Raw genomic sequence first — 19,716 nt, 5'->3', positions numbered from 1 at the left:
CGCGACCGGAGTTACCCCCGCGTCGTCAAACGCGGCCGGCACAACAGCTACCGCGTCAAACGCCCCGACGACACCGGCACCCGCCACCTCACGCCCCCGCGAATCGACCTGGTCAACGCCACCGAACTCATCCTCACAGCATGATCAACTTAAGCTACGCGGCATTGGGTCCTGGGTGAGGTCCTCCGGATGCGGTGTTTCCGCAGGTGGGAGCGTTTTGTTAGATATTCCGCTTCAACGTCTGAGCGGCTGAATTAACACCGTGTGGCTGACCTGGCAAACACGCAGGTCAGCAGGGGTCGCCTCTTTCGCGAGTCGGCCCCTGACTCATTCCCGTGCTGGTTCGGTGCTGACTTTCCTGATTCATCGTCAGTCGCGCTCCCTGACTGCAAGGTTTGAAAGTGGTACGCTATTCAGTACCACTCATTGAGGGAGGCGGAGCATGTCCATCACTGCGAGTGAGGCGCGCAGGGATCTCTTTCCGTTGATCAAAAAAGTCAACGACGATCACGACGCCATAGAGATCGTCTCCAAGCACGGGAACGCCGTGCTCATCTCCGCGGAGGACTACGCAGCCCTACGCGAAGGCTCCTACCTCCTGCGCTCGCCCGCGAATGCCCGCCGTCTGCTCAAGGCGTATGAGAATGCGCTGTCCGGTGTCAACGTCGCGGAGCGCGAGTTGATCGATCCTGACTCCGCGGACGCAGGTGCGGGTGCCGGGTGAGGCTTGTTTTCGAGGATCAGGGCTGGGAGGACTACACGTCCTGGCTCATGAACGACCGCAAGATGCTCGCTCGGATCAACAAGCTCATCGACGACACGAGGCGTGACCCCTTTTCGGGCATCGGCAAGCCCGAACCGCTGAAGTACCACCTGCCCGGTGCCTGGTCGCGCCGGATCGATGACGAACACCGGCTCGTCTATCTGGTCACTGACAAAGAGATCGTCATCCTCGCAGCCCGCTACCACTACTGACCGCTGGTCGGGTCCGAGGGTGGCAGGGCGTGCCGCGTCCGCGTTCCCGCGGTGGAGCCGGCGAAGGTTCGCCCGGCCCCAGGCGCTGGTGGCAGTCGTGATCCAGTGACGGATGATCGCGAAAGTCGGGATCATCCGTCACTGGATCATGAAGCCGAAACCGACAGTCCAGGCCAGGCGGCCCTTGTCGGCGCAGGCCCGGAAGCTGCCGCCCGCTGCGACCCCTATTTCCAGGCCCCCGACGCGGTTGCGGACCGTACGAAATCATCGAAGTCCACGGGCTCGCGGCCCAGGAGACGCTGCACGACATCGGTCACGTGGGCGTTGCGGCCGTCCAGCAGGGTGGCGAACACCCCGGTCATGAAGGCCGCTTCCGCAGGCCGCATGCCGAACTCCGATTCCAGTACGGCGCCGAACTCCCGCCCGGTGACCGGGATGTAGTCGACGTTCCGGCCGGTCTCCCGGGCGATCGCGTCGACGGCGTCTGCGAAGGTCAGCAGCCGGGGGCCGGTGATTTCGTAGTTCTGACCCGTGTGTCCGTCCTCGGTCAGCGCGAGGACGGCGACGTCCGCGATGTCCCCGGCGTCGATGAACGGTTCCAGCACCGTCCCGGCGGGGAAGGCGACTTCGCCGCTGAGCACCGCGTCGAGGAAGACACCCTCGTCGAAGTTCTGGTGGAACCAGGCCGCTTGCAGGATTGTCCATTCTGCGCCGGACTCCCGTACGGCCTGCTCGGCGGGGCGCGCCTGGTCCTCGCCGCGGGCGGAGAGCAACACCAGGCGCTGGACGCCTTTGGACACTGCCAGTTCGCCGAACGCCCGGAGTGCGTCATCCGCTCCGGGGATCCCGATGTCCGGCGTGTACATCAGGAACGCCGCCTTGACGTCCCGCAATACCCCCTCCCAGGTGGTTCGGTCCTCCCAGTTGAAGGGGGCCTCGCTGGAGCGGGACGCGATGCGCACCGGAAACCCTTGGGAGGTGAGTCGCCCAGCCACCCGGCGGCCGATCTTCCCCGTTCCCGCGGTGATGAGGATCTGCTGAACTGCCTTCTGCTGCTTGGTGTCTGTCATACCCTCAATTAATCGCCGGACGGATCGGTCAACCATCGGTCAGGAGCTCACTTCCATGTCCGTGCGTCTACGCTGAGGCCCATGGACGTCCTGACAGGTCTCCTCGACGGCCCGCGGGCCCGCGGCGCGTTCCTGCTGCGGTCGGTCTTGAACCCGCCCTGGTCCCTGCGGATCGAGGACCACGCCCCGATCACGCTGATCAGCATGGTGAAAAGCGACGCCTGGGTAGTCCCGGACGTCGGTGGTCCCGTACGGCTGCGCTCCGCTGATGTCGCCATCGTGCGCGGCCCCGAGCCGTACACCGTCGCTGACGACCCGTCGACCGAACCGCGCATCGTCATCCACCCGGGTGAGGTCAGCACCACCCCGGACGGCGTGGAACTGTGTGCGCAGATGGACCTCGGCGTCCGCAACTGGGGGGACAGCGCGGACGGCAGTACGGTCATGCTCACCGGTACGTACAAGATGGACGGCGAGATCAGCCGGCGGCTGCTGAACACCTTGCCGCACGTGCTGGTGCTTCCGGCGGAGGAGTTCCACAACCCGCTCATCGCCTACCTCAACGAGGAGATCGGCAAGGACGAGCCGGGCCAGGAAGTGGTCCTCGACCGACTGCTCGACCTGCTGCTCATCGCGGTGCTGCGGGCATGGTTCTCCCGCCCGGAGGCCGAAGCCCCCGCCTGGTACCGGGCGCAGGCCGACCCGGTGGTGGGCCAGGCGCTGCGACTCCTGGAGAGCAATCCGGCACATCCGTGGACGGTGGCCGCGCTGGCCACGAAGACGGGTGTCTCCCGCGCGGCTCTGGCCCGCCGTTTCACCGAACTGGTCGGCGAGCCACCGATGTCCTATCTGACCGGCTGGCGCCTGGAGATGGCCGCTGGTCTGCTGCGCGAGCCGGAGGCAACTGTCGAGTCGGTGGCCAGGCAGGTGGGGTACGGGAGTGCGTTCGCGCTGAGTTCGGCCTTCAAGCGGGTGCGCGGGGTCAGTCCGAGTGAGCATCGGGCGGGCGGCTTCTGAGAATTCCTGCCTTCAGGCAGGTTCGTCGGCTTCCCGAAGTGCTTCCGGGGCAGGGATCCCAGGCCGGGTCGCGTGGCTAGGTCGACGAGGGTCTGTTCCACCGCGGTGACCCACCCGGAACCGAGCTTGGTATCGAGCTGCTCCACGTCGATCAGGGACACATCTCCGCGTGCGAAGATCCTTGACGGTCTGCCCTGACTTGTCCTCTGAGTTCGTAATTCCGTTGCCTTCTGCGTGTCGAACACGCCGAGCAGAACGCTGATGCTGGGCGTGGACGACTCCACCTTCCGCAAGCGCAACATCTTCGACACCGTTCTGGTGGCCGCGGCCGCGTCGGTGAACCGGACCCAAGGAAAGGCGTCCAGGAGTATGTCGAGGAGTAGTTCCATGCAGCCGAGCTCCCGTCGTGCCATTGCGGCGAGCATGCGTGTGGCAGCTGACACGACCGTCTGGTCCTGCTCCGCACGGGTCGCGGTGGTGAGCACGAGGTCTTCCCCGTCCCGGCGGTGCAGCAGCAGCAGGAGGGGTGAAACCTCGAGCCTGGCGAGTGTCTGCTTGTTCTTGTTGACCAGCTCGGAGAAGTTGACGGCGGCATTCGCAGCACTCATGACTTTCAAACTGCTTTGAAACTGATGGATCCGCCATCACCCGGCAGAGTGAGGTGAGAGCTGGAGGGGCGAGACGCCGTGGGCGAGGCCGCTGATGCCGTCGCGGACGTAGGCGGTGAAGGCTGCGAGGTCGAAGCGGGGGGTCTTGGCGGCGGCGGCTCCGACGCCGAGTATGGCGCGGGCGGCGGCGATGGAGACGGCGGTCCCGACGGGCTGTGGGTCGGCGAACAACAGGCGGTCGGCGGCCTCGTAGGCGCCGCCGTGCAGGCCGGTGAGCAGCGTGGTCCTGCTGGCTGCTGCGGGTGCGACAGCGATAACGTAGGCATTAGCCATGGCGGTCCTCCGGTGCTTGCGGGGGTTGTTGCGGTGAGCCCCTCGGCTGGCCTTGCAGGGCCTTCGAGGGGCGTTTCTGCGTTGTAGCGCCATCAGCACACACCGTGATCAGATGCGCTGTCAAGCCGTTGGCGGACAACGGGTTTTTCGCCAGGGGTGCGCGCCACGACGCGTTTTCCAAACGCTCTCCGCAGCCCTCCAGAGTTCTCAAGCTCAGCAGCTCAGGGCCCCGAAGGGTCCTGAGCTTGCTAGTAGTTACTACTGGACGACCGTCGATCCGTAGGTGGGAAATCGCTGTTCGGGTCTGACCTGCAGGTACTTCCTGGAGCGTCGGATCGTCACGCGGTGTGCCGGGGGCGGGGCAGTCGTATCCGGGAAACCGGCAAGCAAAGCGGTTCTGTGGGCGGCCGTTTCGGGCAGTCGTCCGAGCGGCCACCGAAGCGGCCACCGAGGCGGCCACCGAACAGATGCGAAACCTCTCCGGGGCGAGAGTGGCCAGCTGTGACGTGGGGCACGGTCGAAGAGCAGATCTGACTGCTCCGTGATAGGTGCTGTTCTCCGCTGCTAATATCTCGCCGCATGGCGACGGGTGATATGAATAGCGGCTGGTTTGATGATCCATACGGTCAGCCTAATACGCTGCGTTGGTGGGATGGCGCTGTGTGGACGGCGGACACGCGTCCGGCTGGAGCGCCCGGCGAGCCCACCCTTGACGCAGCGTCAGCTGTGTCCGGAGCCTCGAACGCCCCGACCCAGATGCTGCAGACGGGGCGGGGTGCGCAGGCAGGACCATCCTTCGGCTCCTCAGCGCCGCCGATGACCGGACCCGACCGTCCAGTCCCGATCGTGTTCGAAGCCGTGGAGCCGAACAAGACCCGACGGAACGTCATCGTCGGTGCGGTGGCGGTCATTGTCGCGGTCTCCACCGCTGTCGCTGGCTACTTGATCGGTTCCTCCGGCGACAAGGACAAGTCGGCCAAGCCCAACAACTCCCCGTCTCCGTCCGGCCAGGCTTCCGTGCTGCCGAGCGACCCGAACAGCCCCGACGGGTTCGCCGGGACCGCGTTCACCGGTGGGCGTCCGATCGCCGGCGGCCAGGAGATCAGCGGACCGAAGAAGAAGGTGACCTTCAGCCTTCCCCAGGGCTGGCAGGTCCAGGTCGATCCGAAGGCGACCAGCGAGGAAGCCCGCTATGTGACGGGCCCTTACGCCTGTACCGGCCGGGCGAGCGGATCCTGCGTACGGGGAACAGCCGTACAGAACCTCCGGATCCTCAGCGGTGGCTGGGCCGACCTCAAGTCGCTGACCGTCGGGATGGGCCAGGAGCTCTACAAGACGCAGCTCAGCGGCGACAAGCCGCCGGGCGACATGCAGCCGCTGAAGCAGAAGCAGTTCAAGTTCCAGGACCGCGACGCGTACCTGGCCCTGTGGAACATCCCGATGCTCGCCGGTCAGACCGCACCGGGCAGTTACTGCGGCGTCGTCGCAGTCAAGCTCGCGCCGGAGACATCCGAGGTCGCCGTCATGCAGATGTGCGTCGACCAGGCCTCAGAAGCGCCAGCACTGTCCTTGTTGGACCAGATAGCCGGTTCGATGAAAATCAACCCCTGATCACGCGAAAGCAGGTCCTGTGGCTCAGCGGACAGTCGATGGCAGAGCCCGACGCGGGCGGGACCGCCCGACCGGTCGTCATCAACGACGGTTCGACCGGCGGGCACGGAGGAACGCAGCGGCCCAGCGGGCCTACGTGGCCTGCGCCGAAACCACAGGACCGCTGGCTCCGGCACGGGACGGCGGAAAGGTCGAATACCGCTCCGTCACCTCGACCGGCGCCAAAGTCATGCTCACCCTCCTGGTCGCCGTCAACGCGCTGACCGGTCTGGCGTTCGTCGCCTGGCTCCTGTTACCCGAACACGTCCCAGGGCCGGGCATCGCCTGGAACTGCGGCTGGAAGCTCACCGTCGCGCGGATCTGCTTCTGCGCGGTGGTGGAGGTCGAACTGCTCCGCCTCGTGCAGAACCTCGCCGTCTGGGTGTTCGCGTTCCGGGCCAAGGACCCCCTGCCCGTCGAGCCGCCCAGCGGCCTGCGCGTCGCGGTCCTGACCACCATCGTTCCGGCCAAGGAGCCGATCGAAATCGTCGAGCGCACTCTGCGGGCGATGAAAGAGATCGAGTACGACGGCCATGTCGACGTGTGGATTCTCGACGAAGGTGACGACCCCGCGGTCAAGGCGATGGCGGCCCGCATCGGCGTGCGCCACTTCAGCCGCAAGGGACGCCCCGAGTACAACCAGGCCGAGGGGGAGTTCCGGGCCAAGACGAAGTCCGGGAACCACAACTCCTGGCGGGCCGAACACGAGCACAACTACGACGTCGTGGCCCAGATGGACCCCGACCACGTACCGCTGACCTGCTTCCTGAAGCGCACCCTCGGCTACTTCCGCGATCCCGACATCGCCTTTGTGGTCGCCCCGCAGGTGTACGGGAACATGTACGACAACTGGGTGGTGCACGGAGCATCGGTCCAGCAGTACCTGTTCAGTGGCCTGGTCGAGCGCGGCGGCAACGGCATGGACGCCCCGTTGCTCATCGGCACGAACCACCTGTACCGGCCGGTCGCCTGGCGGCAGATCGGCGGCTACCAGGACTCGATCATCGAGGACCACCTCACCAGCATGCGGGTGCAGTCCACCGTCAACCCCGGAACCGGCAAGCGTTGGAAGGGCGTCTACACACCCGACGTCCTGGCCGTCGGCGAAGGCCCGAGCTCCTGGACCGACTACTTCAACCAGCAGAAGCGCTGGGCGTACGGGATCTGGGAGATCCTGTTCAAGAAGCGGATGCGCACCGGCATCAAACTGCGCCTGAGACAGCGGATCCTGTACGGGCTCGTGCAGTTCTACTATCCGAGCGTCGCGTTGAACACCCTTCTGGGCGGCCTGGCAACTGCGGTCTACCTGACCCTCGGGATCACGTCCATATCCCTCAACAGCAGCCACTGGGCGATCCTGTGGGGGGCCAGCATGGGCAGCTGGTTCGTCCTCTGGCTGTGGCTTCGCCGGTTCAACCTGGCCGCGCACGAACGCCGGGAGATCGGCATGGCGGGCATGGGGCTCGCATTGTTCGCCGGACCGGTCTACGTCGCCGCGGCCTTCGCCGCTGTCCTGCGCCGACCGCTCGCCTACGCGGTGACCGCTAAGGGGGAACTGCGCAGCGCCGAGTCGTTCACCACTTTCCGCCTGCACATGCTGTGGGCGGTGGTCGCCGCCGGACTGATCGGGGCGAGTTTCACCCTGCACCACGATGTGACGGTGCTGCGGTTCTGGGCGGGGGTCACCATGTTCGCCGGCCTCACACCGCCGCTGATCTCGTTCGTCAGCGGGCGCCGGGAGTCCAAGGCGGTCGCTGCGGGAGTCCACGTGCCAGGGCGGCCCGACCCTGTTGTCGTCCTGCCGAAGGAGTCGGCCCAGGCCTTCGTCGGTGCGGCAGAGGATCTCGTACAGGCACGTGCTTTCGATGAGCTGTTCCAGCAGGCTTCCACAGCCGCGGGCAATGGATTCCCGGGTACGGACGGCCGAGCATGAGGATCACGATCCCGCGGGTGCTCGGGCTACTGCTCTCCCTGGTAATGCTCGGCTACACCTTCGGTCTGGCGCCACGTCTGGTCGGTGCGGGGAAGCCCGGGGACGGTCGTCTGCCAGTGGCCCACTCGCGTCCGGCCTGGGTCCCGCCGGAGCCCGCACCGGACGCGCCCAAGGTGCAGTTCCCCGAAGCGGGCAAGGCCTTCACCGGCATCATGACCAAGCAGGGTTCGTACGACCTCGGGCCGCTCAACGACTTCGTCAAGGCCGTCGACCACCAGCCGCAGGTGCTCGAATTCTCCGCGGGCTGGGCTGATTCGCCCTTCGACCGCCGGTACTTCGACCAGGTGGCCAAGCGCGGCATGATGCCGATGCTGGCCTGGGAGCCGTGGGACTTCCACAAAGAGTCCAAGGTCGAGAAGGAGCGCGGCGACCAGCCCGAGTACGCCCTGTCCCGCATCATCGAGGGCAAGTTCGACTCGTACATCACGTCGTGGGCCAAAGGCGTCAAGGACCTCGGATACCCGGTCGCCATCCGGCTGGCCCATGAGATGAACGGGTTCTGGTACCCGTGGGCCGCCCAGGCGAACGGCAACACTCCGGAGCAGTACATCCAGATGTGGCGGCACGTACGGGACCTCTTCACCAAGGCCGGAGCGAGCCGCGTCACCTGGGTGTGGAGTCCCAACGTGGACTACACCAACGCCACTCCGCTCGATCAGCTCTACCCCGGTGACGACTACGTGGACTGGGTCGGTCTGTCCGGCTACTACGGCACCAAGGGCGTCGAGAAGTACAAGTCGTTCAGCGAGGTCTTCCAGCCGACAGTGAAGAGCCTGCGGGCATTCACGAAGAAGCCGGTCGTGGTCACTGAGACCGGGGCGGTGGACTTCGACGGACGCAAGGCCGAGTGGATCGCTCAGATGTTCCAGCAACTGCCGGACAACCCCGACATCATTGGTGTCATCTGGTACGAGGCGCGCAAGGAACGCGAGGCGGACTGGCGGATCGCCACCGCTCCGGCTGCGGCGGCGGCGTACGCGAAGGGAGTTGCGGATCCCCGCTATTCCCTGAAGTGGACCCTGGACTCCGTACCGCTCGGCTCCGTCCCGCCGCCCGTCACAATCCCGCCGTCGCGGAGCGCCACACCGCCGGCCAGCACACCGCCGTCGACCAGCCGTCCCCCGGCCTCCACCAGCCGCCCGCCCAAGGGTTCGACGAGTAAGGCAGCGACGAGCACACCTCGTACGCAGAGCCAGACCACCACCCCACGACAGACGAGGTAGTGGTGCAGGAGCGCATGGAACGAATATGGCGTCAGCTGACCAGCCGTGGCCGACGTGTCGTCGTCATCGTCTTAATCAGCTTCGTCGTGTTCGGGACAGCGGCCGTCGGGAACGCGCTGAACCCGGACCCGTCGTCGCCCGCGCAGCTGTTCCAGAAGCAGCCGGTCCCGGCTCCGCCACCGGTCACACCGCTGGTCCCGGAATCCGGGGAACTCTGCTCGTCCGACGTGAACCGCCACCCCGCACAGTCCGTTGGCCAGAACCGCTACCTCATCAATCCCAACGAGTGGAACTCAACGGGCGGACTGTGCGTCCGCCAGGGCGAAGGCAGCGCCTTCTCTGTGACGCGGAGTGGAATCAACCGCCGGACCCTGACGGACCCCGACCGGGGTCCGGGCGCGTACGCGCACATCACGACTCCGCCCACCGGGGGTGTCCTGCCCATCCCGGTGGACAACCTGCGCTACGCCACGAGCAGTTGGAAGACCAAAGGTTCCGACGCAGGGACGTACAACACGTCTTACGACCTCTGGTACAGCCCCGTCCGCGGAGAGTGTTCCTTCACCGAGAGCGCCGAGCTGATGATCTGGCTCAACAGCCGGAACAAAAAGCCGCACGGCAAGTTGTCGCCTGTTCCGCTGATCCTCGGAGCCGCGACGTACCGGGTGTACGAAGAGCCGAAGAAGGACAGTCACACCCTGATCGTCTACGAACTGACCACCCCGGCCGACACGGTCACGGATCTGGATCTGCGAGCGTTCACCAGGGACGCCGTCCAGCGGGGCTTCGTCCCGGTTGACTCCTCCTTCTGTTCGGCGCAGGCCGGGTTCGAGATCTGGGAGGGCGGCACCGGTCTGACGACCGAGTCGTTCACTTTCGACGCGGCCGGCGGCGACCCCACCGGAGCGGTGACTTCGGCGCTGCCGGGGCTGTGCCTGGGGACGCGGCCGGACGCAGCCCGGAGCGCGGTCATCGTGGCGGGTTGTAACGGCACCACTGCGCAGAACTGGGGGCGGGCGGCGGACGGGGCCCTCAAACAGGGGAGTTCCTGCCTGGAGGCATCCGACTCCGGGACTGTGCTGTTCGCTGAGTGCACGGGAGTCAGCGCCCAGCGTTGGCGCTACGGAAACGGCGGCTCGTTGGTGAGCAGACGTTCCGAGCTGTGCCTGGATGCTGCGGGGGCTGACAGCTCCGGCAACGTCCGGCCGCGGATGCGCGAGTGCGCTCCCGGAACGGCACAGGTCTGGTATCCACCGGTTTAGCCAGATCATGTGCCGATGTTGACTGGATTTGAATAGGTGAATTTCACCTTCTGTTAGCATCTCGCCGCATGACAACGGGGGATGGATCCAGTGGCTGGTACAACGATCCGACCGGGCGACCGAACACCCTCCGCTGGTGGGACGGTTCGGCCTGGACGGACGAATTCCAGCCCGCGACAGGGCCTGATTTCTTGCCGGAATCCGTTCCTGCACAGGTGAACCAGCGGGCGGTTCCCCAACCGGAGCAGTTGTCACCGCAATCCCGGCCGGTGGTGACCCCGGTCGTCTTCGAGGCGATCGCGCCGGACCGGAGGAAGAAACGGGTCCTCCTTGTCATCGGCGCGGTGGTCTTGTCCGCGGTCTCGGCGACCGGCGGGTATCTCGTCAGGGGCTCCGGGGAAGGCGGCGACAGCACTACGACCGACATCGGGCAGAAAACCGCAGCACCTCACTCGATACCGGCCGGTCCCGCGCTGGAACCCCAGGGCTCCGTGAAACCGACCGGCGGCGTAGACCTGAGCACAACACCGGGCTTTGTCAGTACGGCTTTGACGGGAGGTCAGCGCCTCCACGGCGGAGTCCCGGTCGAAGGACCGAAGAAGCTCATGACCTTCATGCTGCCGCCGGGCTGGCAGAAGCAGAGCGTCGACGCGAGTGTGTCGGGCGTGGAAACCCGTTACAGGATGGGGCCGTACAGCTGCCCTGAGCGTGGCGCGGCAGAGTGCTCACGCGGCCTGGTCGTCCAGAACCTGAAGCTGTTCACCGGCGGCTGGATCGACCCCAAGTCCCTGACCATCGGCATGGGCAAAGAGCTCTACGCAGCCCGCCTCGGCACCGGCGCCGGAGCTGACAACATCCTCAAGCAGGGCCCGATCAAGTTCCAGGGCCAGGACGACTACCTGGCCATGTGGAAGATCCCGGTGCTCGCCGGCTAGCCCTCAGTGCCCGAGGGCTACTGCGGCGTCATGGTCGTCAAGCCAGCCCCCGAAGCCACGGAGATCCCCGTACTGGAGATCTGCCTGGACTCCTCACCCGAGGCTCCGGCGCTGGCGACCATGGACCAGATCGCCAACTCGGTGAAGCTGAACAGCTGAGTCGCAGCCCGACAGAACACCGGCGCACACTCCGCCGGAACGCCGGAACGCCGGAACGCCGGAACGCCGGAACGCCGGAACGCCGGAACGCCGGAACGCCGAAACGCCGAAACGCCGAAACGCCGAAACGCCGAAACGCCGAAACGCCGGAACACGCGAAACGCCCTCCGTAACGCCCTCGGGAAGCTACTTCCCGAGGGCGTTCACGTACGCCCCGAACCCCAGAACTGCCACCCACACCAGCGCGAACCCCCACAGGCTCAGACTGCTGTCCCGGCGCCGCCGACCGAGGATCCCCAGCGCGGCGGCAGCCCCGGCGGGCAGCACGAGCAGCGCGCCCCAGTAGGCCTTCCCGGCCACCAGCGGCACGACCAGCGCCAGCACGGCCAGCGGGATCCCCACGTCCACCCCGACGCAGATCTTCAACGACGCCTCCGACCTGGTCAGCCCCACCGCCTGGGCGATGAAGGTGTGCGACTGGGCGTTCGGCTTCGACCCGCTCGAAAAGGCCCTCAGCGTCGTCACCGGCGACTGGGAGGAGTTCGCCAAGTGCGCTGAGGTGTGGACGAACCTCTCGGGCATGTGCGGGGCCCTGAGCGCCAACATCAAGTCAGGCAACACGACTCTCGACAGCACGTGGGACGGCAACGCGGGGGCCGTGGCGTTTGTCTACTTCCAGAAGCTCGAACACGACATCGGCAAGATCCAGGAATCCCTGGGTGACATGCACGACGAGTGCATGGTCATCGCGCACGGCGTCGACTCGGCCCGCGCGCACCACGAGCAGTCGACGCCCGAGGAGCGCCAGGAGCAGGAGGCGTCCGCCCGGCGTTACCAAACGCAGCTGCGGGCCGAGATCGAGGCGGAAAAAGAAGGACCGGCCGAGGGCGGCGTACGGTGAACAACCTCGACCGGATCATCAACCCGTGGCGTTACGACACCGGGGGCGAACTGCTCGACGCTGAACGCCGCAAGGACGAGGAACTGGCCGCGCAGAACCCGCCGGTGCCGGCCGAACGGATCGCCCCGGTGGCGCCCACGGCCACCGAACCGTGGGGTGAACCGACGAAGGTCCGTCCGCCGGGATTCCCGATCCTCCGGCCGGCGGAGTGATTCTTCGGGTCAGCCGTGCGCCCGGACGATCCCGTCGATCGAACGGGCCAGCGTCAGGTCCAGTTCTGTCACCCCGCCCGCGTCGTGGGTGCTCAGCGCGAAGACCAGGTTCCGCCAGCGGATGTCGATGTCCGGGTGGTGGTCCATCGCCTCCGCGGCCACGGCGACCTCGTCCACGATCTTGATCGCGGTCAGGAAGTCCACCGCCTGTGCCTTCCGGCGGATGCCCGTGCTGTCGCCCTCCCATCCGTCCAGCTCCGGCAGTGCTTCGGCGATCGTCTTGTCGTCCAGTAGTTCAGCCATGGCGATGACGCTGGTACGTGTCGGGCCGTACGTCAAGACCACCTCTTGTACGGGGCCTGTGCCAGGAGGCCCCCGTACGCTGATCCACCATGACCAACGAACCCTTCAAGCTCGTCGTCGGCGCGGCGATCCTCCGTGCCGGCCTTGTCCTGGCCGCGCAGCGCAGTTACCCGCCGGAGCTGGCCGGCGGCTGGGAGTTCCCCGGTGGCAAGGTCGAGGCGGGGGAGACCGAGGAGCTGGCGCTCGTCCGGGAGTGCGCCGAGGAACTGGGTGCCACCGTACGGCCGCTCTCCCGCATCCCCGGTGGATGGCCGGTCGGCAAGGGCTATGAGCTGCGCGTCTGGCTCGCTGAACTGCTCGAAGGGGAGCCGCGGGCACTCGCCGACCACGGCGCCCTGCGCTGGCTCGCCCCGGCCGACATCGACGCTCTCGACTGGCTGCCGCAGGACCGGGAGGCCGCCCGGCTGGTGGCCGCGGCGATGGTTACCCGCGCCTGCTGAAAAATCCCACCCGCCGAGCCGGACACGCCGACCTTCCGCCTGATCGCCGGGAAACTGGACGTACTGCGACAATAAGCAACACTTCATGACAAGTCGGATGTATGAACATGAGGTGCTTGAGCCAGGGGCGAACCGGGAAAGCGGACCCCAGTACGCCGCAGCAGGAAGGGGTCCCCAGCCGATGGCAGAGCGTTCCGGGTCCGACGAGCGTGGTGGCGGGTCCACTCCGCAAGGCCCGCAGTCGCTGACGCCCAGCCCGCTGGTCGATCTGGTCCCCACTGCCACCTGGGTCCTGGACGCCAACGGTGCCATCGACATGTGGAGCGCCGCGGCCGAGCAGCTCTTCGGCTACCGGCGCGAGGACGTCATCGGGCGGCACGCGCTCGAAGCCCTCGACGTCGAGCTGGGGGACCGGCTGCACGACGAGCTCAGCGCCGACGTGAAGTGCCGGATCCCGTTCAGCGGAGTCTTCCGGGTCCGCCGGCCCGACGGCAGCGTCCGGGTGGTGGAGTCCAGGGTCGCCGTCGCCGAGGACGCCAACGGCGACCGCTTCGTCCTGATCACCTCGATGGACGCCGAACAACTGCACCGGGTCGAAGCCGACCTCGCCATGCGCGAGGCACTGTTCGACCAGTCGCCCATCGGCGTCGGGATCTTCGACACCGGACTGCGCTTCCTCGCGGTCAACGAGGCCATGGCCGCCATGGACGGCGTCCCCCGCATCGACCACCTGGGCCGTACGGTCGACGACGTGCTCCCGGGTGTGGACACAGCCAGGGTGCGGGCCGTACAGCAACGCGTCCTGGACACCGGCGAACCGGTGGTCGACTCGCGCATCTTCGGCTCCACCCCGCCGGACGGCAGCCCCCGCCCGGTCTGGTCGATGTCGTACAACCGGCTCCAGGCGCGCAACGGGAACATCCTCGGCATCAGCTGCTCCCTGGTCGACGTCACCGAACGCCACTACGCGATGGTCAAGGTCGACGCCGCGCGCAAACGCCTGGCACTGCTCAACGAAGCCGGCACCCGCATCGGCGGCACCCTCGACATCGTCCGCATCACCGAGGAACTCGTCGCCTCCGTTGTCCCCGGCTTCGCCGACCTGGCCGCTGTAGACCTGCTCGAAGGCGCCCTCGACGGCAACGAACTGATGCCGGGCCGACCCGGGAGAAGCTCGGTCCTGTCCCGCGTCGCGTCCCGCGGTGCCCGTCCGGGGCGTTACACCGAAGAGCTCCTGGCCCAGGGCACCAAACTGGTCTACCCCGCCGAGTCGGCCTTCGGCCGGTGTCTGCGTACGGGCGGCTCGTACCTGATGTCCAGCGTCCACGACGAAATGTACGAACAGCTCATCCACGACCCGCACCGGGCCGAAGCAGCCCGCGCGCTCGGCCTGCACACGATGATGGTCGTCCCGCTGTCCGCCCGCGGCAATGTGCTCGGCACGCTGCTCCTGGGCCGCGGCGAAGGACGCCCCGCCTTCGACCCCGACGACCTCACCCTGGCCACTGAACTGGCCGCGCGGGCGGGGGTCTCCGTCGACAACGCCCGGCTCTACCACCGGCAGCGCGACACCGCGGTGATGCTCCAGCGCAGTCTGCTCCCGCAGGAGCTGCCCGAACTCCCCGGCGTCGAGTTCGCCCACCGCTACCTGCCGGGCAGCGTGGCCACCGAAGTCGGCGGCGACTGGTTCGACGTCATCCCCCTGTCCGGGGCGCGGATCGGCCTGGTGGTCGGCGACGTCATGGGCCACGGCGTGCAGGCCGCCGCCGTCATGGGCCAGTTGCGCACAGCGGTCCGTACGCTCGCTTCCCTTGACATGCCGCCCGCCGAAGTCCTGCGGAACCTCGACGCGATCGTCATCAGCCTCGGCGAACTGCACTACGCCACCTGCGTTTACGTGGTCTACGACCCGGTGGAACGCCACGGCGAACTGGCCTCTGCCGGGCACCTGCCCCCGCTGCTGCTGCCGCCCACCGGGCCGGTCATCCAGCTCGAACAGCCCTCCGGCGCGCTGCTCGGCGTCGGCGGGGTGCCCTTCGACCAGATCAGCTTCCACGTTGAGGAGGGCACGGTGCTCTCGATGTACACCGACGGTCTGGTCGAGGACCGCGACCGGGACATCGACACCGGGATCGCCCAGCTGGGTGACGCGCTCGAAAAGCACCGCGGCCCCCTGGAGCAAGCCGCGGACTCGGTCATCGCCGCCCTGCACCGGCCCACCGGCTACGACGACGTGGCGCTGCTGATGACCAGGCTCAGCGCGCTCCCCGACGACGCGGTGGCCGCGTGGTGGCTGCCAGCAGAGCCCACAGTGGTGGGCCGGGCCCGCGAACTCACCCGCAAGACGCTCGCCGCCTGGACGCTGGACAGCCTCATCGACAGTGCGGAACTGCTGGTCAGCGAGCTGGTCACCAACGCGCTGCGGTACGGCCAGGGGCCGGTCCGGCTGCGGCTGATCCGTGGCAAACAGCTCCTGTGCGAGGTCGCCGACTCGGGCAAGTCACTGCCGAGACTGCGCGACGCACAGGAGACCGACGAGGGCGGCCGGGGCCTGGCCCTGGTCAGCATGCTCGCCGAACGCTGGGGCACCCGCCAGGAGAGCGGCGGCAAAGTGGTCTGGTTCGAACTCGCGCTGCTGTCCTAAGCGGGCTCCAAGCACGGCGTTTTCTTCACATCGCCTTCGCTTCGCTCAGTCGCTGTTCGGCGCCGTGCGTCGCCCGGAAAGATGCGTCCTCCGGACGCGCTCGGGGACGCTTCGCGCCCTTCGCTTGTCCTTAAGCGGGCTCCAAACACGGCGTTTTCCTCACATCGCCTTCGCTTCGCTCAGTCGCTGTTCGGCGCCGTGCGTCGCCCGGAAAGATGCGTCCTCCGGACGCGCTCGGGGACGCTTCGCGCCCTTCGCTTGTCCTTAAGCGGGCTCCAAGCACGGCGTTTTCCTCACATCGCCTTCGCTTCGCTCAGTCGCTGTTCGGCGCCGTGCGTCGCCCGGAAAGATGCGTCCCCCGGACGCGCTCGGGGACGCTTCGCGCCCTTCGCTAGTCCTTGCGGCGCATGATCTTGTTGCCCAGCCACACCAGCGGGTCGTACTTCCGGTCCGCGACGCGCTCCTTCATCGGGATCAGGGCGTTGTCGGTGATCGCGATGTGCTCGGGGCAGACGTCCGTACAGCACTTGGTGATGTTGCACAGACCCAGGCCGTGCTCCTCCTGGGCCGCCTTCTGGCGGTCCGCCACATCCAGTGGGTGCATGTCGAGTTCGGCGATCCGCATCAGATAGCGCGGACCGGAGAACGCCGCCTTGTTCGGTTCGTGGTCACGGACGACGTGACAGGTGTTCTGGCACAGGAAGCACTCGATGCACTTGCGGAACTCCTGCGAACGCTCGACGTCCACCTGCTGCATCCGGTAGTCACCGGCCTTCAGGTCCTCCGGCGGCCGGAACGACGGCACCTCGCGGGCCTTGGCGTAGTTGAACGACACGTCGGTCACCAGGTCGCGGATCACCGGGAAGGCCCGCAGCGGGGTGATCGTGATGACCTCGCCGGGGGTGAACGTGCTCATCCGGGTCATGCACATCAGCCGTGGTTTGCCGTTGATCTCCGCGCTGCACGAACCGCACTTGCCCGCCTTGCAGTTCCACCGCACGGCGAGGTCCGGCGCCTCGGTGGCCTGCAACCGGTGCACGATGTCGAGGATGACCTCGCCCTCGTTCACCTCAACCTTGTAGTCGCGCAGCTCTCCGTCGTCCGCGTCACCGCGCCACACCCGGAACTCAACGTTGTCGGCCATCACTCACCACCCTCCTTCACCGGCGGTTCGTCCGGCAGTTCCGCCTCGGTCAGGTACTTGGCCAGTTCCGCGCGCTCGAACAGGGCGATCAGGTCGGCGCGCATCGGCGGAGTGGTGCGCCGGGCCAGGTGCACCGACAGCGGACCGCCGGTCTCCTGGTCGTTCAGCTCGCAGGCCAGCGTCACCTGCCGCCACTGGTCCGACATCGCCGGGAAGTCGTCGCGGGTGTGCCCGCCGCGGCTCTCCTGCCGCTCCAGGGCCGAACGCGCGATGCACTCGCTGACCAGGATCATGTTCCGCAGGTCCAACGCCAGGTGCCAGCCCGGGTTGTACTGCCGGTGGCCTTCGACACCGGCCTTCGCGGCCCGCGCCTTCAGCCCGTCGAGGCGGGCGAGGGCCTCGGTCATCTCGCCTTCCTTCCTGATGATGCCGACCAGGTCGTTCATCGTCTGTTGCAGCTCCTGGTGCACGGTGTACGGGTTCTCCCCGCCCTCCACCGCGAACGGCGTCAGCGCCTCCTCGGCGGCGGACTCGATCTGCCGTTCGTCCGGGGCCGTCCGGGTGCTCAGGCCCTGGACGTACTCCGCCGCGTGCCACCCGGCCCGGCGGCCGAAGACCAGCAGGTCCGACAGGGAGTTGCCGCCGAGCCGGTTGCTGCCGTGCATGCCTCCGGCGACTTCGCCCGCCGCGTAGAGGCCGGTGACGCCCGGCGTCGCCGCGGTGTCCGGGGCGACCTCGATGCCGCCCATCACGTAGTGGCAGGTCGGACCGACCTCCATCGGCTCGGCGGTGATGTCGACGTCGGCGAGTTCCTTGAACTGGTGGTACATCGACGGGAGTTTGCGGCGGATCTCCTCCTTGGACCGCCGGGAGGCGATGTCCAGGAACACGCCGCCGTGCGGGGTCCCGCGACCGGCCTTGACCTCGGAGTTGATGGCGCGGGCGACCTCGTCACGCGGCAGCAGCTCAGGCGGGCGGAGGTTGTTGTCCGGGTCCGTGTACCAGCGGTCGCCCTCCTCCTCCGTCTTCGCGTACTTCTCCTTGAAGACGTCGGGGATGTAGTCGAACATGAACCGCTTGCCCTCGGAGTTGCGCAGCACCCCGCCGTCCCCGCGGACGGATTCGGTGACCAGGATGCCTTTCACCGAGGGCGGCCAGACCATGCCGGTCGGGTGGAACTGGACGAATTCCATATTGACCAGCGGCGCGCCGGCCAGCAGGGCCAGGGACTGCCCGTCGCCGGTGTACTCCCAGGAATTCGAGGTGACCTTGAAGGACTTGCCGATACCGCCGGTGGCCAGGACCACGGCCGGTGCCTCGAAAACCGTGAACCGGCCTGATTCGCGCCAGTAGCCGAACGCCCCGGTGATCCGCGTTGTCCCGTCCGGCAGGGATTCCGTCAACAGCCGGGTGACTGTGCACTCCTGAAAGACCTTCAGGCCGGACTCGTAGTCCCCGGTCGCGGCGAAGTCCTCCTGCTGGAGGGCGACGATCTGCTGCTGCAGGGTGCGGATCAGCTCCAGACCTGTGCGGTCCCCGACGTGCGCGAGCCGGGGGTATTCATGCCCGCCGAAGTTGCGCTGCGAGATCCGGCCGTCCTTCGTCCGGTCGAACAGCGCGCCCCAGGTCTCCAGCTCCCACACCCGGTCGGGGGCCTCCATCGCGTGGAGTTCGGCCATCCGCCAGTGGTTCATGAACTTGCCGCCGCGCATGGTGTCGCGGAAGTGCACCTGCCAGCTGTCGTTGCTGTTGACGTTGCCCATCGACGCGGCGATGCCGCCCTCGGCCATCACCGTGTGGGCCTTGCCGAACAGTGACTTGCAGACGACCGCCACCCGCTGCCCGCGCATCCGCGCCTCGATCGCCGCGCGCAGCCCGGCGCCGCCCGCACCGATCACGACCACGTCGTACGGATGCCGTTCCACTTCAGACATGAAGAGCGTCTCCCGTGCCAGTTTGAGGAAGAAGAAGGTGGGTCGTCTAGAAGAAGGTGGGGTCGTCGAAGGCGCCGCTCGCGACGAAGTAGACGTACAGGTCGGCCAGCGCGACGCTGAACAGCGAGGCCCAGGCCAACTGCATGTGGTACTTGTTCAACCGGCTGACCCAGCCCCAGTAGCGGTAGCGCAGCGGGTGTTTGGAGAAGTTCTTCAGCCGCCCGCCGATGATGTGCCGGCACGAGTGGCAGGAAATTGTGTACGCCCAGATCAGCAGGACGTTGACGAGCAGGACCAGGGTGCCGAGCCCCGCGTGGCCCCAGTTTCCGTGCGAGTCGCGGAAGGCGATCAGGACGTCCCACGACAGGATCAGCGCGACGGCCACCGCGAAGTAGAAGAAGTACCGGTGCAGGTTCTGCAGGATCAGCGGGAAGCGGGTCTCGCCGGTGTACTTCGTCCGGGGCTCGGGCACCGCGCAGGCCGACGGCGAGGCCCAGAATCCGCGGTAGTAGGCCTTGCGGTAGTAGTAGCAGGTGAGCCGGAACCCCAGCGGGAAGATCAGGATGATCAGCGCGGGGGAGAGCCGCCACCAGCCGCCCAGCAGCGGAGTGTTCACGCCCAGCGGCATGTCCTCGCAGTTCGACGCGAGGCACGGCGAGTAGAACGGCGAGACGTACGGCTCGCTGAAGTAGTCGTCGTTCGCGAACGCCCGCCAGGTCGCGTACACGATGAAGGCCAGCAGAATGGTGACCGTCACGGCAGGTGCGATCCACCACCGGTCGGTACGCAGGTGCCGCTGCTCGATACGTGCCCTGCCGGGCGCCGAGGTGCCGGTTGCCATTCTGCTGTGCCC

The 19,716-nt window shown here is 67.2% G+C and carries 20 protein-coding genes and 3 pseudogenes; 15 read left to right on the top strand and 8 right to left on the bottom strand.

Annotated elements, in window-relative coordinates:
• The first annotated feature begins 442 nt into the window (after positions 1-442).
• Both AC0Z36_RS23845 and AC0Z36_RS23840 read left to right on the top strand, forming a co-directional pair.
• Positions 443-724: a type II toxin-antitoxin system Phd/YefM family antitoxin gene (locus tag AC0Z36_RS23845; protein ID WP_485465070.1), complete on the top strand. Its 282-nt coding sequence runs from the start codon at positions 443-445 to the stop codon at positions 722-724.
• Positions 721-975, top strand: coding sequence for a Txe/YoeB family addiction module toxin (locus AC0Z36_RS23840; protein ID WP_485465069.1), 255 nt, complete (start codon positions 721-723; stop codon positions 973-975). Before AC0Z36_RS23845 ends, AC0Z36_RS23840 begins: the two co-directional genes overlap by 4 nt.
• A gap of 224 nt (positions 976-1,199) precedes the next feature.
• Here the strand turns inward: AC0Z36_RS23840 and AC0Z36_RS23835 are convergent, their stop codons facing one another.
• A complete protein-coding gene (locus AC0Z36_RS23835; protein ID WP_485465068.1) occupies positions 1,200-2,045 on the bottom strand; it encodes a Rossmann-fold NAD(P)-binding domain-containing protein in 846 nt (281 codons plus the stop codon).
• Between the two features lie 81 nt (positions 2,046-2,126).
• Here AC0Z36_RS23835 and AC0Z36_RS23830 point away from each other — a divergent pair, with 81 nt between their 5' ends.
• Positions 2,127-3,062 carry an AraC family transcriptional regulator gene (locus AC0Z36_RS23830; RefSeq protein WP_485465067.1) on the top strand — a complete coding sequence of 312 codons (936 nt, stop codon included), beginning with the start codon at positions 2,127-2,129 and terminating at the stop codon, positions 3,060-3,062.
• Between the two features lie 337 nt (positions 3,063-3,399).
• Here AC0Z36_RS23830 and AC0Z36_RS23825 read toward each other — a convergent pair.
• Together AC0Z36_RS23825 and AC0Z36_RS23820 are read right to left on the bottom strand one after the other, a co-directional pair.
• A pseudogene (locus tag AC0Z36_RS23825) lies at positions 3,400-3,670 on the bottom strand (hypothetical protein); the annotation flags it as partial.
• 36 nt (positions 3,671-3,706) lie between these two features.
• A complete protein-coding gene (locus tag AC0Z36_RS23820; protein ID WP_485465066.1) occupies positions 3,707-4,003 on the bottom strand; it encodes a hypothetical protein in 297 nt (98 codons plus the stop codon).
• A 579-nt stretch (positions 4,004-4,582) separates the two neighbouring features.
• Between AC0Z36_RS23820 and AC0Z36_RS23815 the strand changes: the two are divergent.
• The 8 genes and pseudogenes from AC0Z36_RS23815 to AC0Z36_RS23780 form a co-directional block, all read left to right on the top strand.
• A pseudogene (locus AC0Z36_RS23815) lies at positions 4,583-4,690 on the top strand (DUF2510 domain-containing protein); the annotation flags it as partial.
• A 159-nt stretch (positions 4,691-4,849) separates the two neighbouring features.
• Positions 4,850-5,614 carry a hypothetical protein gene (locus AC0Z36_RS23810; RefSeq protein WP_485465072.1) on the top strand — a complete coding sequence of 255 codons (765 nt, stop codon included), beginning with the start codon at positions 4,850-4,852 and terminating at the stop codon, positions 5,612-5,614.
• 136 nt (positions 5,615-5,750) lie between these two features.
• Entirely contained in the window at positions 5,751-7,586 is a 1,836-nt protein-coding gene (locus AC0Z36_RS23805; RefSeq protein ID WP_485465065.1) for a glycosyltransferase family 2 protein, read from the top strand.
• Positions 7,583-8,869: a glycoside hydrolase family 26 protein gene (locus AC0Z36_RS23800; RefSeq protein WP_485465064.1), complete on the top strand. Its 1,287-nt coding sequence runs from the start codon at positions 7,583-7,585 to the stop codon at positions 8,867-8,869. The genes AC0Z36_RS23805 and AC0Z36_RS23800 overlap by 4 nt, the downstream gene beginning before the upstream one ends.
• A gap of 14 nt (positions 8,870-8,883) precedes the next feature.
• Entirely contained in the window at positions 8,884-10,131 is a 1,248-nt protein-coding gene (locus AC0Z36_RS23795; protein ID WP_485465063.1) for a ricin-type beta-trefoil lectin domain protein, read from the top strand.
• A 68-nt stretch (positions 10,132-10,199) separates the two neighbouring features.
• Positions 10,200-10,304 (top strand): annotated as a pseudogene (locus tag AC0Z36_RS23790) (DUF2510 domain-containing protein); the annotation flags it as partial.
• Positions 10,305-10,400: 96 nt separating this feature from the next.
• On the top strand, positions 10,401-11,066 hold the full coding sequence (locus AC0Z36_RS23785; protein ID WP_485465071.1) for a hypothetical protein: 666 nt from the start codon (positions 10,401-10,403) through the stop codon (positions 11,064-11,066).
• 30 nt (positions 11,067-11,096) lie between these two features.
• Complete coding sequence (locus AC0Z36_RS23780) at positions 11,097-11,225, top strand: hypothetical protein (protein WP_485465062.1); 129 nt, start codon at positions 11,097-11,099, stop codon at positions 11,223-11,225.
• A gap of 186 nt (positions 11,226-11,411) precedes the next feature.
• Here AC0Z36_RS23780 and AC0Z36_RS23775 read toward each other — a convergent pair whose 3' ends face one another.
• Positions 11,412-11,678: a hypothetical protein gene (locus AC0Z36_RS23775; protein WP_485465061.1), complete on the bottom strand. Its 267-nt coding sequence runs from the start codon at positions 11,676-11,678 to the stop codon at positions 11,412-11,414.
• A 10-nt stretch (positions 11,679-11,688) separates the two neighbouring features.
• On the opposite strand from AC0Z36_RS23775, the gene AC0Z36_RS23770 reads away from it, so the two are divergent.
• Both AC0Z36_RS23770 and AC0Z36_RS23765 read left to right on the top strand, forming a co-directional pair.
• Positions 11,689-12,126, top strand: coding sequence for a hypothetical protein (locus tag AC0Z36_RS23770; protein WP_485465060.1), 438 nt, complete (start codon positions 11,689-11,691; stop codon positions 12,124-12,126).
• Entirely contained in the window at positions 12,123-12,338 is a 216-nt protein-coding gene (locus AC0Z36_RS23765; RefSeq protein WP_485465059.1) for a hypothetical protein, read from the top strand. Before AC0Z36_RS23770 ends, AC0Z36_RS23765 begins: the two co-directional genes overlap by 4 nt.
• Positions 12,339-12,347: 9 nt before the next feature.
• Here the strand turns inward: AC0Z36_RS23765 and AC0Z36_RS23760 are convergent, their stop codons facing one another.
• Entirely contained in the window at positions 12,348-12,641 is a 294-nt protein-coding gene (locus AC0Z36_RS23760) for a 4a-hydroxytetrahydrobiopterin dehydratase (RefSeq protein WP_485465058.1), read from the bottom strand.
• Between the two features lie 89 nt (positions 12,642-12,730).
• Between AC0Z36_RS23760 and AC0Z36_RS23755 the strand changes: the two genes are divergently transcribed.
• Complete coding sequence (locus AC0Z36_RS23755; RefSeq protein ID WP_485465057.1) at positions 12,731-13,141, top strand: (deoxy)nucleoside triphosphate pyrophosphohydrolase; 411 nt, start codon at positions 12,731-12,733, stop codon at positions 13,139-13,141.
• 181 nt (positions 13,142-13,322) lie between these two features.
• Entirely contained in the window at positions 13,323-15,785 is a 2,463-nt protein-coding gene (locus AC0Z36_RS23750; protein WP_485465056.1) for a SpoIIE family protein phosphatase, read from the top strand.
• 391 nt (positions 15,786-16,176) lie between these two features.
• Here the strand turns inward: AC0Z36_RS23750 and AC0Z36_RS23745 are convergent, their stop codons facing one another.
• The 3 genes from AC0Z36_RS23745 to AC0Z36_RS23735 are packed head-to-tail and all read right to left on the bottom strand — an operon-like array spanning position 16,177 to position 19,704.
• Positions 16,177-16,929, bottom strand: a complete 753-nt coding sequence (locus AC0Z36_RS23745; RefSeq protein ID WP_485465055.1) for a succinate dehydrogenase/fumarate reductase iron-sulfur subunit — start codon at positions 16,927-16,929, stop codon at positions 16,177-16,179.
• A complete protein-coding gene (locus AC0Z36_RS23740) occupies positions 16,929-18,863 on the bottom strand; it encodes a fumarate reductase/succinate dehydrogenase flavoprotein subunit (RefSeq protein ID WP_485465054.1) in 1,935 nt (644 codons plus the stop codon). The genes AC0Z36_RS23745 and AC0Z36_RS23740 overlap by 1 nt, the downstream gene beginning before the upstream one ends.
• A 46-nt stretch (positions 18,864-18,909) precedes the next feature.
• A complete protein-coding gene (locus AC0Z36_RS23735) occupies positions 18,910-19,704 on the bottom strand; it encodes a hypothetical protein (protein ID WP_485465053.1) in 795 nt (264 codons plus the stop codon).
• Between the last annotated feature and the right edge of the window lie 12 nt (positions 19,705-19,716).

This window comes from Kitasatospora sp. UYEF31 (genome assembly GCF_057291755.1).
The sequence above is the reverse complement of the archived record's forward strand: the minus strand, read 5'-3'. Positions and strand labels throughout refer to the sequence as shown.

What these genes read in the sequence shown, in the direction of transcription:
- AC0Z36_RS23755 (WP_485465057.1), top strand. Translation starts at nt 12,731, where the DNA reads ATGACCAACGAACCCTTCAAGCTCGTCGTCGGCGCGGCGATCCTCCGT.
- AC0Z36_RS23760 (WP_485465058.1), bottom strand. Translation starts at nt 12,641, where the DNA reads ATGGCTGAACTACTGGACGACAAGACGATCGCCGAAGCACTGCCGGAG.
- AC0Z36_RS23835 (WP_485465068.1), bottom strand. Translation starts at nt 2,045, where the DNA reads ATGACAGACACCAAGCAGCAGAAGGCAGTTCAGCAGATCCTCATCACC.
- AC0Z36_RS23745 (WP_485465055.1), bottom strand. Translation starts at nt 16,929, where the DNA reads ATGGCCGACAACGTTGAGTTCCGGGTGTGGCGCGGTGACGCGGACGAC.
- AC0Z36_RS23845 (WP_485465070.1), top strand. Translation starts at nt 443, where the DNA reads ATGTCCATCACTGCGAGTGAGGCGCGCAGGGATCTCTTTCCGTTGATC.
- AC0Z36_RS23735 (WP_485465053.1), bottom strand. Translation starts at nt 19,704, where the DNA reads ATGGCAACCGGCACCTCGGCGCCCGGCAGGGCACGTATCGAGCAGCGG.
- AC0Z36_RS23820 (WP_485465066.1), bottom strand. Translation starts at nt 4,003, where the DNA reads ATGGCTAATGCCTACGTTATCGCTGTCGCACCCGCAGCAGCCAGCAGG.
- AC0Z36_RS23800 (WP_485465064.1), top strand. Translation starts at nt 7,583, where the DNA reads ATGAGGATCACGATCCCGCGGGTGCTCGGGCTACTGCTCTCCCTGGTA.
- AC0Z36_RS23750 (WP_485465056.1), top strand. Translation starts at nt 13,323, where the DNA reads ATGGCAGAGCGTTCCGGGTCCGACGAGCGTGGTGGCGGGTCCACTCCG.
- AC0Z36_RS23770 (WP_485465060.1), top strand. Translation starts at nt 11,689, where the DNA reads ATGAAGGTGTGCGACTGGGCGTTCGGCTTCGACCCGCTCGAAAAGGCC.
- AC0Z36_RS23795 (WP_485465063.1), top strand. Translation starts at nt 8,884, where the DNA reads ATGGAACGAATATGGCGTCAGCTGACCAGCCGTGGCCGACGTGTCGTC.
- AC0Z36_RS23780 (WP_485465062.1), top strand. Translation starts at nt 11,097, where the DNA reads ATGGTCGTCAAGCCAGCCCCCGAAGCCACGGAGATCCCCGTACTGGAG.
- AC0Z36_RS23830 (WP_485465067.1), top strand. Translation starts at nt 2,127, where the DNA reads ATGGACGTCCTGACAGGTCTCCTCGACGGCCCGCGGGCCCGCGGCGCG.
- AC0Z36_RS23740 (WP_485465054.1), bottom strand. Translation starts at nt 18,863, where the DNA reads ATGTCTGAAGTGGAACGGCATCCGTACGACGTGGTCGTGATCGGTGCG.